Below are 12,761 nucleotides of genomic sequence, written 5' to 3' on the forward strand. Positions count from 1 at the left end.
CAATGAACCAGCGAGCTCAGACCACCGCGCCGTCGTCCGGGTCGTGCGGCTCGTCCTCGTCGTTGCCCCGCATCCGGGCGACCAGGGTGGCGAAGCCGCCGAGGAAGGCGGTGACGCCGACCCAGGCCGGCCAGCCGGAGACCTCGCGCCAGACCAGGGCGTCGAACAGCAGCAGCGCCGGGCCGCCGAGCACGGCCAGCCAGGCGAACTTGGCGGTGGTGTCGGCGGGCGGAAGCGGCGGCGGCTCCGGCGGGACGAAGTGGCCCTCGTCCGGGTCCTCGGCGGCCTCGAAGTCGCGCGGGCCGGAGAGTCGCGGCCGCGGCTTGGGCGCGAAGTCGGCGAGGTCGGAGTCGACCGCGGGCCGGGTGCGCTCGTCCTGGGCGCGGACGTTCTCGATCTCCGGCCACTCGGGGTCGGTGAGGTCGACCGGGTCGTCGAACTGGGCGACCAGCGCCGCGAAGATCGCGTCCTGCTCCGCCTGGCTGCCGGCGGCCGGACGCCGCACCGGCGCCTCGGCGTCGCCGTCCGGCTCGCGGCTCGCGGTGTCGTCCCGGGGCAGCTCCTCGTCGCCGCCCGCCCTGCTGGTGTCGTTCAAAGCCGGCCCTTCAGCCCGAGTGGTTCTCGGCATCGACCGCGGCCGCCGGGGCGAGCCGCCGGACGAAGTCGAGGCTCGCCTCGAAGATCAGACCGGCGTCGTGGTCCAGCGTGGCCACGTGGTAGCTGCGCTCCAGGAGCAGCTCCGTCACATCGGTCGAGGATCCGGGCGAGCACCAGTGCCGAGTTGCCCGCCGAGACCACGTGGTCCTGCGGGCTGTGCAACAGCAGAACGGGTTGGACGACCTTCCCCATTCCCGCCTGGACGGTCTTCCACAGCCGGCTCAGCGACCAGGCGGCGTGCAGCGGCACCCGGTCGTAGCCGAGCTCGACCGAGCCCGGCTTCGCGATGTCGTTGGCGATCCCCGGCAGGCTCGGAACGAGGTGGCGCAGCACCGGCAAGAGCACACTCGCGGGGTTGTCCGAGCGGACGGACGGGTTGACGAGTGCCAGTCCGGCGACCAGGTCGCCGTGCTCGGCGGCCAGTCGCAGCGCCAGCGAACCGCCCATCGACAGCGCGAAGACGAAGACCTTCTCGCACTCGGCCGCCAGCTCCAGCAGTGCCCGCTCGGCCTCCGCGTACCAGTCCTCCCAGCGGGTGAGCTGGAGGTCCTGCCAGCGGGTGCCGTGGCCGGGCAGCCGCGGCACCGACACCGTCAGCCCGGCGTCCGCCAGATGCTCCGCCCAGGGGCGCATGGACTGCGGTGATCCGGTGAATCCGTGGACCAGCAGCACTCCGACCGGCCCGCCCCGACGGCGGTACGGCTCGGCACCCGGCAGCAGCGGCATCGGCGAAGCTCCTCGGCTCGGACGGGAGGGGAGCTGAATCGTCCCACGGGCCAGGTGGTCCGTACAGGGTTCGCGGCCCCGCCGGTGCGCAGGCCGGGTGGTGCTGGCATTAGGATCGACCGGTCGCATAACAGGAGGCCCGGGTTGTTCTACCGACTGATGAAGATGATCGTCGCACCGCTGCTTCGGATCTTCTTCCGGCCCTGGATGGAGGGTGAGGAGAACATCCCCGACGAGGGGCCGGCGATCCTCGCCAGCAACCACCTCTCCTTCTCGGACTCCTTCTTCCTCCCCGCGCTGCTCAAGCGCCGGGTCACCTTCATCGCGAAGGCCGAGTACTTCACCACCCCCGGCCTCAAGGGCCGGCTGACCGCGGCCTTCTTCAAGGGCGTCGGCCAGCTGCCGGTGGACCGCTCCGGCGCCCGCGGCGCGGGCGAGGCGGCGATCCGCAGCGGCATCGCGGTGATCGAGCGCGGCGAGCTGTTCGGCGTGTACCCCGAGGGCACCCGCTCGCCCGACGGCAAGCTCTACCGCGGCAAGGTCGGCGGTCTGGCCCGCGTCGCGCTGGCCACCGGCGCGCCGGTCATCCCGATCGCGATGATCGACACCGAGAAGGTGCAGCCGCCCGGCCAGGTGGTCCCCAACTTCGGCATCCGCCCCGGCATCCGGATCGGCCGCCCGCTGGACTTCTCCCGCTACCAGGGCATGGAGAACGACCGCTTCATCCTCCGCTCGGTCACCGACGAGGTGATGTACGAGATCATGCGGCTGTCCGGCCAGGAGTACGTCGACATCTACGCGACCGCCGCCAAGCGCCAGCTCACCGAGGACAAGAAGCGCGCCGACGCCGAGCGCAAGGCCCAGCACAAGGCGGAGAAGGCGGCCGAGAAGGCCGCGGCCGAGCAGCAGGCGGCGGAGCAGAAGGCCGCGGAACAGCAGGCTGCCGAGGAGAAGGCCGCCGAGGACAAGGCCGCTGCGGAGAAGTCCGCCGACGAGCAGGACGGGAAGGGCACCGACCGGTAGCGGCGGGCCGGACGACGGGGGGAGCAGCGATGTCGGTCGAGATGCCGCTCTGGCGCGCGATCTCCTACTTCCGGCTGCTCGCCCTGGCGTACGCGCTGCTCCGCTACTTCAACTCCTACCTGCAGTTCGACCACCCGGTGTCCGGCTGGATCTACTTCGGCGCGCTGGTGATCTGGACGCTGGCCACCACCCGGGCCTTCGCCGACCCCGAGCGGTGCACCTGGCCGGTGCTCGGCGTCGACCTGACCTTCGCCGTCTTCGGCATCGTGATGAGCGGGATCATCGACGACCCGGCGCGGGTGCACGCCGGCGTGCCGACCCTGCCGACGATCTGGGCCGCGGGCAGCGTCCTCGGCTTCGCCGGCAAGGGCGGCTGGAAGCCGGCGGTGTTCGCGGGGGCGGTGGTCGGCGCGGCCAACATCTTCGGGCACGGCGGCATCACCCCCGACAACATCCACAACATCGTGCTGCTGCTGGTGGCCGGCGGAGCCATCGGCCACGTCATCGAACTCGCCCGCGCCAGCGAGGCGGTGCTCACCCGGGCGCTCCAGGTGGAGGCCGCCACCCGGGAGCGCGAGCGGCTCTCCCGGGACATCCACGACGGGGTGCTGCAGGTCCTCGCCCTGGTCCACCGGCAGGAGGGCGACGCCGCCGAACTCGGCCGGCTGGCTGGCGAGCAGGAGCGTGCGCTGCGCGCCCTGATGGCCGGCGGACCCCTCCCGGAGCGGCCCGACGGGCCGACCGACCTGCGCCGGCTGGTCACCCCGCACGCCGACGAGCGGGTCACCGTCTCCGCCCCCGCGACGCCGGTCCTGCTGCCCGCCGGGGCGGCCGGCGAACTGGCGGCGGCGGTGGCAGCGGCCCTCGACAACGTCCGCCGGCACGCCGGGGACGGCGCCCGCGCCTGGATCCTCATCGAGGACGAGCCGGACGCCGTCACCGTCTCGATCCGCGACGACGGCCCGGGCTTCCCGGCCGGCCGCCTCGCCGAGGCGGAACAGGACGGGCGGCTCGGCGTCTCCCAGTCGATCCGCGGCCGGCTGCTCGACCTCGGCGGAACCGCCGAGCTGTACTCGGTGCCCGGCGAGGGCGCCGAGGTGGAACTGCGCGTCCCCCGCCCCAGGAAGGGATCCCATGACTGAGCAGGTGCGGGTGATGGTGGTCGACGACCACCCGATGTGGCGCGAGGGCGTCTCCCGCGACCTCGCCGAGGCCGGCTTCGCCGTGGTGGCCACCGCGGGGGACGGCGAGGAGGCGGTCCGCCGGGCCAACGCCTCGACCCCGCAGGTCGTGGTGCTCGACCTCAACCTGCCCGTGCTGCCCGGCGTGGACGCCTGCCGGCGGATCGTCACGGCCGACCCGACCGTGCGGGTGCTGGTGCTGTCCGCGAGCGGGGAGCACGCGGACGTGCTGGAGGCCGTGAAGTCCGGTGCCACCGGCTACCTGGTCAAGTCGGCCGGCCGCGAGGAGCTGATCGACGCCGTCCGCCGCACCGCCGTCGGCGACCCGGTCTTCACCCCGGGCCTGGCCGGGCTGGTCCTCGGCGAGTTCCGCCGGCTGGCCACCGAGCCGGCCACCCCCGCCGCCCCCGTGGCGCCGCAGCTCACCCCGCGGGAGACCGAGGTGCTGCGGCTGGTCGCCAAGGGCTTGTCGTACCGCCAGATCGCGGACCGGCTGGTGCTCTCGCACCGGACGGTGCAGAACCACGTCCAGAACACGCTGGGCAAGCTGCAACTGCACAACCGGGTCGAACTGGTGCGGTACGCGATCGAGCAGGGGCTCGACGAAGACCTGGGCTGACACCGCCCGGGGCCGCCCGTGCCGGTCGGCGGCCGCCGGGCCCGTATCCGATGAAACGTCACCTCGTTGGACCCATCTGTCGAGGTGACAAGTCGGTAGCGGTGAAGGGACGGCAATGCTTCAGGTGGCCATCGAGGACGTCCGGATCGACCCGGGTGACGTCTACGAGTGGAATCTGGTCTCCCCGGGCATGCGCAGCTCCCCGGGCGGGGGGCCGACGCGCCGGATCGCGGGCTACAACCAGGCCAAGCACTTCACGGTCGCCCAGCACGCCCAGAGCGTGAACGACCCGATCTCCTCCTACGTCGCCGGGACGTTCGAGCTGCCCGGCCCGGTCGACCTGGACGCGCTGGAGGCCGCGCTGCTGCACCTGGTGCGACGGCACGAGGTGCTGCGGGCCGTCTACCGCCCGCTGGTCGGCGACCTCTCCTGCGACGTCCTCGAACCGGACGAGCTGGCGCTCAAGCGGGTCGAGGTGGGGCGGCTCGGGACCGAGAGCGAGGTCCGGGCCCACCTGCACGAGACGTTCACCCGGGTGGACACCCTGTCCTGGCCGCTGATCGTGATGGGCGCCGTGGTGCGGGCGGAGTCGACCACGGTCTTCTTCTCCTGCGACCACCTGGTCACCGACGGCCTCTCCACGCCGATCGCGATCAACGACATCGCCACGGCCTACGAGGCGTTCCGCGCCGGCCGGGAGCCCGAACTGCCGGACACCGGCAGCTACCTGGAGTTCAGCCGCGAGCAGCGCCGGCGGAACCGGGCGATGCACGCCGACGACGAACGGCTGGACCACTGGCGGGAGTTCATCGACCGCAGCGGCAGCTTCTTCCCGCGCTTCCCGTTGGAGCTGGGGGTCGGCTCCGGCGGTCTGCACCCGCCGGTCAACGAGACCGAGGTGCTGCTGACCGACCGGCAGGTGGAGGAGCTGGACGCGGCCTGTCGGGCCGCCGGTGGGCGGCTGTTCATGGGCCTGCTGGCCGCCGTCGCGGTCGCGCTCCGGGACGAGGGCGGGCCGGAGGTGTACCGCGGGCTGATGCCGATCAACGAACGCGGCCGCGGCCCGTACGCCGAGGCCATGGGCTGGTTCATCAACACCATGCCGATCGAGTTCCCGGTGGCCCGGGGCACCGGCTTCGCCGAGCTGCTTGCCGACGTCGGCCGGGCGTACGCGACCGTGCAGGCCCACGTCGACGTGCACTTCGTGAAGGCCTGGCGACTGCTGGCCCCGGTGGAGTACTCGACCATCCGCTACTGGCCGTACGCGGTGAACTTCTTCTCCTACCTCGACTTCCGCCGGACGCCGGGGGCGGCCCACCACGAGGAGTGGCAGCCGCGGATGCACGTGTGGGTGTCACGCTGCAACGGCATCCTCTTCTGGCTGTACCGCAACGACAGCGGGCTGCACGTGAACTCCATCTACGTCGACACCCCCGAGGCCCGGCGGACCAAGGCCGGGCTGGTCGGCCGGCTGGGGCGGACCATGGAGGACTTCCTGCGGAGCGCGTCGGTCTGACCCGGCCGGCCTGACCCGCCGGCCGGGCGCGCGACGGACCCAGCCGCGCGCCCGGCCGGGCGGTCAGTTGCGGACGGGGGAGCGCAGCAGCTCGGCCACGATCTGCACGCCCTCGCGGGTGAGTACGGACTCGGGGTGGAACTGGAGCGTCGCGAAGCCGGGTCCGCGCAGCGCGTGGACGTCCCCGGTCAGCGCGTCGCGGGCGACCTCGACGCCGTCGGCGGTGAGCCGGGCGGCGGCGTCGTCGTCGCAGCGGGCGGTGAAGGTGTTGTAGAAGCCGACCGTCCGCCGGGTGCCGAACAGGTCGACGGTCTCCTGGGCGCCCTGGTACGGGACCGCCTTGCGGGCCAGCGGCAGGCCGAGCTCGGCCGAGACCAGCTGGTGGCTGAGGCAGACGGCGAGCAGCGGGGCGGTCCGGGAGCCGGAGCGGACGGCCGCCAGCGCGTCGGCGACGATCGGCCGCAGGACGGCCATCTTGGCGTCCGCCGGGTCGGCCGGGTCGCCGGGGCCGGGGCCGAGGACCAGCGGGCCGGTGTGGGCGGCGACCCGCTCGCGAAGCCCGGGGGCGTCGAAGCGCTCCACCGTCACCCGGTGGCCGAGCGAGGTCAGCAAGTGGGCCAGCATCGAGGTGAAGGTGTCCTCGCCGTCCACCACCAGGGTGTCCAGGCCGTCCACGGCCGTCGCCGGCTGCTGCATCCGCAGCCAGAACGGGGCGAGGTTGGCGCGGCGGGCGTCCAGGGCGGCCTGGACGCGGTGGTCGTCGGCCAGCCGCGGGCCGCCCTCGCGCGCGGTCCGGGCGGCGGGGGCGGGGCGGGCGCCGATCGCGGCGAGCACACCGGCGGCCTTGGCGTGGGTCTCGGCGACCTCGGAGTGCGGGTCGGAGTGGCGGACCAGGGTGGCGCCGACCCGGACCACCAGGTCGCCGGTGGCGGGGTCGATGTCGGCGGCCCGGATGCAGATCGGGGAGTCCAGCTGCTGGCCGCCGCTGGCGGAGCGGCCGATCAGGGCGAGCGCGCCGGAGTAGTAGCCGCGGCCGGTGCGCTCGTAGCGGCGGATCACCCGGGTGGCGTTCTGCACCGGGCTGCCGGTGACGGTGGCGGCGAACATCGTCTCGCGCAGCACGTCCCGCACGTCCAGCGAGGTGCGGCCGCGCAGCTCGTACTCGGTGTGCGCGAGGTGAGCCATCTCCTTCAGTCGCGGGCCGAGCACCTGGCCGCCGAGGTCGCCGACGGTGCACATCATCTTGAGCTCCTCGTCGACCACCATGGTGAGCTCCTCCAGCTCCTTGGGGTCGTGCAGGAAGTCGAGCAGCGAGTCGACGGTGGGGCCGCCGGCCGGATAGCGGTAGGTGCCGGAGATCGGGTTCATCACCACCGTCCCGCCGGACTGGCGGACGTGCACCTCCGGCGACGCGCCGACCAGCACCCGCTCCCCGGTGTGCACCAGGAAGGTCCAGTACGCGCCGCGCTCCTGGTCGAGCAGGCGCCGGAAGAGCGAGAGCGCGGTGGCGGAGGAGAACCCGTCGAGGGTGGCCCGGAAGTCCCGGCGGATGACGAAGTTGGCGCCCTCGCCGCGGCCGATCTCGTCCTCGATCACCCGGCGGACGATCCCGGCGTACTCCTCGTCGGTGATGTCGAAGGCGCCGCCGCTCAGCTCGACCGGGGCTAGGGGCAGCGCGGCCAGCACCTCGGCCAGCGGCAGCGCGTACTGCTCCTCGACCCGCAGGGCCTGGAGCGGGGTGCCGTCCTGGTGGGCGTCGAAACCGCGCTCGCGGATCTGCGCGTACGGGACCAGGGCGAGCAGGTCGTGCCGGGGACCGTCGGCGGGGACGCCGGAGCGCACCGGCAGGTCCGCCAGCGACGCGTGGGTGGCCACCTCGCCGATCAGCACCTCGACGGTGTCCGGCGCGAGCCGGGGGGCGCGGCGGTGCAGCAGGGCGAAGGCGGGGGCGCCGGGGGCGCTGAGACGCGCGAGCAGGGCGGCGGCGGAGCTGGTCACGGCTGCTGGATGTCCTTCCGGGAGGAGCTGCGGGATACCGCTTCCGGGAGGGCCGTCTTGCTCTCGATACGCCGACGGCCGCCCCGAGGGGCGGCCGGTCGTGTCGTCTAGGGACGCGCGTTCCGTGGGCCACCCATCGGGCTGGCCCACCACCAGGAGAAGGTGTGCGGCGCGTTCACGAGAACGACCATAGCCCATGCCCCGGCCCGGTGACGCCGATCACCCCGAATGTCCACGGGCCGTCTCACCCACCGAGCGGCTGCCGCAATTCGGTTGTCACACCCCGTAGCCTGGAGCCTGTGACCGTGATGAACCACTCCTGGCAGTCCCTGCCCGCGGCGCAGCAGCCTGAATGGCCGGACCAAGAGGCTCTGCGCAAGACCCTTGCGGACCTCGCCTCGTATCCGCCCCTCGTCTTCGCCGGCGAGTGCGACCAGCTGCGCGCCCGGCTCGGCGCCGTGGCCCGGGGTGAGGCCTTCCTGCTCCAGGGCGGCGACTGCGCCGAGGCCTTCGACGCCGTCTCGGCCGACCAGATCCGCAACAAGCTCAAGACCCTGCTCCAGATGGCGGCCGTGCTGACGTACGCCGCCTCGGTGCCGGTGGTCAAGGTGGGCCGGATCGCCGGGCAGTACTCCAAGCCGCGCTCCAAGTCGACCGAGACCCGGGACGGCGTGACGCTTCCGGTGTACCGCGGCGACTCGGTGAACGGCTTCGAGTTCACCCCGGAGTCCCGGATCCCGGACCCGGAGCGCCTGAAGCGGATGTACAACGCCTCCTCCGCGACGCTCAACCTGGTGCGCGCCTTCACCACCGGTGGCTACGCCGACCTGCGCCAGGTGCACGCCTGGAACCAGGACTTCGTGCGCAACTCGCCGGCCGGCCAGCGCTACGAGCAGCTCGCCCGCGAGATCGACCAGGCGCTGGCCTTCATGAACGCCTGCGGGGTGGCCCCGGAGGAGTTCAAGACCGTCGAGTTCTACTCCTCGCACGAGGCGCTGATCCTGGACTACGAGACCGCGCTGACCCGCGTGGACTCGCGCACCGGCGACCTGTACGACGTCTCCGGCCACATGGTCTGGATCGGCGAGCGGACCAGGCAGCTGGACCACGCGCACATCGAGTTCGCGTCGAAGATCCGCAACCCCATCGGGGTGAAGCTCGGCCCGACCACCACGGTCGACGAGGCGCTCACCCTGATCGACCGGCTCGACCCCGACCGCGACCCCGGCCGGCTCACCTTCATCACCCGGATGGGCGCGGGCAAGATCCGTGACCACCTGCCCACCCTGGTGGAGAAGGTCACCGCCTCCGGCGCCCAGGTCGTGTGGATCTGCGACCCGATGCACGGCAACACCTTCGAGGCCGCGTCCGGGCACAAGACCCGCAACTTCGACGACGTGCTCGACGAGGTCAAGGGCTTCTTCGAGGTGCACCGCGCGCTCGGCACCCACCCGGGCGGCATCCACGTGGAGCTGACCGGCGACGACGTCACCGAGTGCGTCGGCGGCGGCGACGAGGTGCTGGTCGACGATCTGCACCAGCGCTACGAGACGGCCTGCGACCCGCGGCTCAACCGCAGCCAGTCGCTGGACCTGGCGTTCCTGGTGGCGGAGATGTACCGCGGCCACTGAAGTGCCATACGGGTGTGACGAAGGCCCCTCCGTCCGATGGCGGAGGGGCCTTTGTGTTGCCCGGGTCGGCCGGTAAGGTAAGGCTCAGTAAACCGCACGACCCCGGGAGTGGCCGCGATGTTCGTCTGCATGTGCCATGCGGTCACCGAGGACCAGGTCAAGCGCGAGATCGACGGCGGGGCCGTCACGCCGCGCCAGATAGCCAAGGGCTGCAAGGCCGGCACCGACTGCGGATCGTGCGTGCGGCGGATCCAGGCACTGCTGGGGGAGCACGGCGCCCGCCCTTGTCCCACGGCTCGGCTGGCCGCCAAACTCGGGCTGGCTGAGCCGGAGACCGAGACGGACGTTCCGAAGGCGGCCTAGCCCTCCGGCTGCTCGATCAGCTGCGCCAGGTAGAGCGCCTCGCCGAGCTTCTCCAGCAGTTCCAGCTGGGTGTCCAGGTAGTCGATGTGGTGTTCCTCGTCGGCCAGGATGGCTTCGAAGATGTTGGCCGAGGTGACGTCGTTCTTGGCGCGCATCACCACGATGCCGCGGCGCAGCCGGTCGATCGCCTCGACCTCGATCTGGCGGTCGGCCTCGAACATCTCCTTGACCGTCTGGCCGATCCGGACGTGGAAGAGCCGCTGGTAGTTGGGCAGGCCGTCGAGGAAGAGGATCCGGTCGGTCAGCGTCTCGGCGTGCTTCATCTCGTCGAAGGACTCGTGCCGGGTGTACTTGGCGAGCTTGGTCCAGCCGTAGTTCTCCTGCATCTTGGCGTGCAGGAAGTACTGGTTGATGGCCGTGAGCTCGGCCGTCAGCTGCTCGTTGAGGAACTCGATGACCTCGGGGTCGCCCTTCATGGTGCGCCTTCCTGCCCGCTGGATCCGGATACGTCGCTTGAGCGAATCGTTGCACCGGTCGGGGCGGTACTTCCAGTAAGTTCACACTTACCCGCATGTGTGGCTGATTGTCCGATTGGCGCCTTGTCGGGGGCTTCGGGGGCGAACGAGGGGCGCGCGCTGCGCAGTGCCCGCCGTCTGTCACCATGGAGCCATGGGTCAGCACGATCGCGAACAGCCTCAGCCGTCTGACCCGAGGCTCCCTCCCGGGCAGCGGCCGCAGCGCGGCTGGCCGGTGCTGCACTACGGTCCGGTGCCCCGCTTCAAGCCGCAGAGCTGGGACTTCCAGGTGTTCGGGGCGACCGCCTCGGCGGAGAAGACCGTCTGGGACTTCCCGGCCTTCCGCGCCCTGCCGCGGGTCACCGTCCGCGGCGACTTCCACTGCGTGACCAAGTTCTCGATGCTCGGCAACGAGTGGGGCGGGGTGGCCGCCAAGACCGTCCTCGACCTGGTGCCGCCGGACCCCGGGGTCACCCACGTGATGGTCTGGGCCGAGTACGGGTACAGCGCCAATCTGCGGCTGGCCGACTTCGCCGACCCGTCCACGGTCTTCGCCACCCACCGCAACGGCGAGCCGCTCACCCTGGAGCACGGCTTCCCGGTCCGCCTGGTGGTGCCGCACCTGTACGCCTGGAAGGGCCCCAAGTGGGTCCGCGCGGTCGAGTACATGCGGGCCGACCGGCGCGGCTTCTGGGAGGAGCGCGGCTACCACAACCTGGCCGACCCGTGGTCGGAGCAGCGCTACTCGTACCAGGAGGAGCCCGGCGACGGGCCGCTGCGCTGATCGCGCCCGGTACGAGTGGCTAGAACAGGCTGAAGGTGATGGTGACGACCGTGCCCTGCGGGCGCGGCTGACCGGCCGCCGGGGCCTGGCCGACGACCTTGCCGGTGCCGAACAGGTTGAGCCCGCCGGTCTGCACCTTGAAGCCGGCGTCGGTGAGCGCCTTGGCCGCCTCGTCCTTGCCCAGCCCCACCACGTCCGGCACCGGGGTCATGCCCTTGCTGACCACCAGCGCGACGGCGGTGGTCGGGCTGACCGGGGTGCCCGGCGCCGGGGAGGTGGAGATCACCGAGCCCTTGGGGACGGTGTCACTGAAGTCCTCGCTGGTCGACCCCGGGGTCAGCCGGGCATCGGTGAGCGCCTTGCGGGCGTCGTCCAGGGTGCGGCCGGCCAGCGCCGGCACCCCGACCCGCTCCGGACCGCGGGAGAGCACGACGCGCACCGGGTCGCTCTTGCGGATCCGTGCGCCCACCCCGGGGTCGCTGGAGATCGCCTGCCCGGGCGGCACCGACTCGCTGAACTGCTGGCTGAAGGCGCCGCGCAGCCCGTGCTTGTCGAGGGTGGTCACCGCCTGCGCCTGGGTCTGGCCCAGCACGCTCGGCACCGTGGTGTACACCGCGCTGGACAGCGCGTAGGTGGCCCCGCCGATCAGCAGCAGCAGGACGGCCACCACCGATCCCCAGATCAGCGGCTTGCGCGAGCGAGGGCGGCGGGCGCGCCGGGGCGGCGGCGGGTCCTGCACCGGGCGGGTCGGCGGCAGCAGGTCCGGCGGGATGTCCAGCACGCTGGTGCGGTCCAGCGGGCGCTCGACCACCGCGGTGACCTCGCCGGTCCCGTACTGCGGGGTCGGCCGGGTGGAGGCGGGCGGCTCGGCGTCCAGCCGGTCCGGGGTGAGCGAGCGGCGGGCCCGCTGCAGGGCGGCCAGCAGCTCGACCGCGTCCCACGGCCGGGCCTGCGGGTCCCGGGCGGTCGCCGCGGCCACTATCGCGTCCAGCTCCGGGCCGACCGCGGGCGCGGTCGCCGACGGCGGCGGGACGTCCTCGTGCAGGTGCCGGTACATCACCTGCGCCGGGTTCTCCCCGGTGTGCGGCTTGGCGCCGGTCAGCATCTCGTACAGCAGGATGCCGGCCGCGTAGACGTCCACCCGCTGGTCGGTGGCGGCGTCCCGGCTGATCTGCTCCGGCGCCAGGTAGGAGACGGTGCCCAGCAGCGGGCCGGTGCTGGTGGTCACCCCGGTGTCGGCGGCGGAGAGCACCCGGACCAGGCCGAAGTCGGCGACCTTCACCATGCCGCCGTCGGTGATCAGCACGTTCTCCGGCTTCACGTCCCGGTGCACCAGGCCCGCCCGGTGGGCGGCGCCCAGCGCGGCCAGCACCGGCTCCAGGATGTCCAGCGCCGCCCGCACCGAGAGCGCGCCGCGGTCGCGGAGCACCTCGCGCAGCGTCCGGCCGGGCACGAACTCCATCGCCATGAAGACCGCGCGGCCGTCCGCGCCCTGGTCGAGCACGTTGACCACGTTCGGGTGGGCGAGGCGGGCCACCGCCTTGGCCTCCCGGATGAACCGCTCGGTGAAGCCCGGGTCGCCGGCCAGTGAAGGGTGCATCACCTTCAGTGCCACCACCCGGTCCAGCCGGGTGTCGGTGCCCCGGTAGACGGTGGACATGCCGCCCACGGCAATGCGCTGCTCCACCCGGTACCGCCCGTCCAGCAGGGCACCGATCAGCGGGTCGTCCAGCGTCATGTCCACCCGA

At 72.5% G+C, this 12,761-nt stretch carries 11 protein-coding genes and 1 pseudogene; 7 read left to right on the forward strand and 5 right to left on the reverse strand.

The window, feature by feature from the left end:
- Window positions 1-16: 16 nt before the first annotated feature.
- A complete protein-coding gene (locus FHR36_RS19720; protein WP_253799093.1) occupies window positions 17-595 on the reverse strand; it encodes a hypothetical protein in 579 nt (192 codons plus the stop codon).
- Between the two features lie 10 nt (window positions 596-605).
- Window positions 606-1,383: pseudogene (locus FHR36_RS19725) on the reverse strand (alpha/beta hydrolase).
- Between the two features lie 159 nt (window positions 1,384-1,542).
- Between FHR36_RS19725 and FHR36_RS19730 the strand changes: the two are divergent.
- From FHR36_RS19730 to FHR36_RS19745, 4 genes are all read left to right on the forward strand, one after another.
- Window positions 1,543-2,406 (forward strand): lysophospholipid acyltransferase family protein, encoded by an 864-nt coding sequence (locus FHR36_RS19730; protein ID WP_253799454.1) that lies wholly within the window; start codon window positions 1,543-1,545, stop codon window positions 2,404-2,406.
- Window positions 2,407-2,435: 29 nt separating this feature from the next.
- Window positions 2,436-3,548, forward strand: a complete 1,113-nt coding sequence (gene macS / locus FHR36_RS19735; RefSeq protein WP_253799095.1) for a MacS family sensor histidine kinase — start codon at window positions 2,436-2,438, stop codon at window positions 3,546-3,548.
- Entirely contained in the window at window positions 3,541-4,206 is a 666-nt protein-coding gene (locus FHR36_RS19740; RefSeq protein WP_253799097.1) for a response regulator, read from the forward strand. Before macS ends, FHR36_RS19740 begins: the two co-directional genes overlap by 8 nt.
- Before the next feature lie 115 nt (window positions 4,207-4,321).
- Entirely contained in the window at window positions 4,322-5,722 is a 1,401-nt protein-coding gene (locus tag FHR36_RS19745; protein WP_253799100.1) for a condensation domain-containing protein, read from the forward strand.
- Between the two features lie 63 nt (window positions 5,723-5,785).
- On the opposite strand, the gene FHR36_RS19750 is transcribed toward FHR36_RS19745, so the two are convergent.
- Window positions 5,786-7,720, reverse strand: a complete 1,935-nt coding sequence (locus tag FHR36_RS19750) for an anthranilate synthase family protein (protein ID WP_253799103.1) — start codon at window positions 7,718-7,720, stop codon at window positions 5,786-5,788.
- A 308-nt stretch (window positions 7,721-8,028) separates the two neighbouring features.
- Here FHR36_RS19750 and FHR36_RS19755 point away from each other — a divergent pair, with 308 nt between their 5' ends.
- Window positions 8,029-9,351, forward strand: a complete 1,323-nt coding sequence (locus FHR36_RS19755; RefSeq protein WP_253799456.1) for a class II 3-deoxy-7-phosphoheptulonate synthase — start codon at window positions 8,029-8,031, stop codon at window positions 9,349-9,351.
- A gap of 117 nt (window positions 9,352-9,468) precedes the next feature.
- Window positions 9,469-9,714 carry a (2Fe-2S)-binding protein gene (locus FHR36_RS19760; protein WP_253799458.1) on the forward strand — a complete coding sequence of 82 codons (246 nt, stop codon included), beginning with the start codon at window positions 9,469-9,471 and terminating at the stop codon, window positions 9,712-9,714.
- On the opposite strand, the gene bfr is transcribed toward FHR36_RS19760, so the two are convergent.
- Complete coding sequence (bfr, locus tag FHR36_RS19765) at window positions 9,711-10,190, reverse strand: bacterioferritin (RefSeq protein ID WP_253799106.1); 480 nt, start codon at window positions 10,188-10,190, stop codon at window positions 9,711-9,713. The genes FHR36_RS19760 and bfr overlap by 4 nt on opposite strands.
- A 193-nt stretch (window positions 10,191-10,383) precedes the next feature.
- On the opposite strand from bfr, the gene FHR36_RS19770 reads away from it, so the two are divergent.
- Window positions 10,384-11,013: a sulfite oxidase-like oxidoreductase gene (locus tag FHR36_RS19770; protein ID WP_253799109.1), complete on the forward strand. Its 630-nt coding sequence runs from the start codon at window positions 10,384-10,386 to the stop codon at window positions 11,011-11,013.
- 19 nt (window positions 11,014-11,032) lie between these two features.
- Here the strand turns inward: FHR36_RS19770 and pknB are convergent, their stop codons facing one another.
- Entirely contained in the window at window positions 11,033-12,751 is a 1,719-nt protein-coding gene (gene pknB / locus FHR36_RS19775; protein ID WP_253799460.1) for a Stk1 family PASTA domain-containing Ser/Thr kinase, read from the reverse strand.
- Window positions 12,752-12,761 lie beyond the last annotated feature (10 nt).

The sequence above is a fragment of the Kitasatospora cinereorecta genome (assembly GCF_024172095.1).
Taxonomy (GTDB): domain Bacteria; phylum Actinomycetota; class Actinomycetes; order Streptomycetales; family Streptomycetaceae; genus Kitasatospora; species Kitasatospora cinereorecta.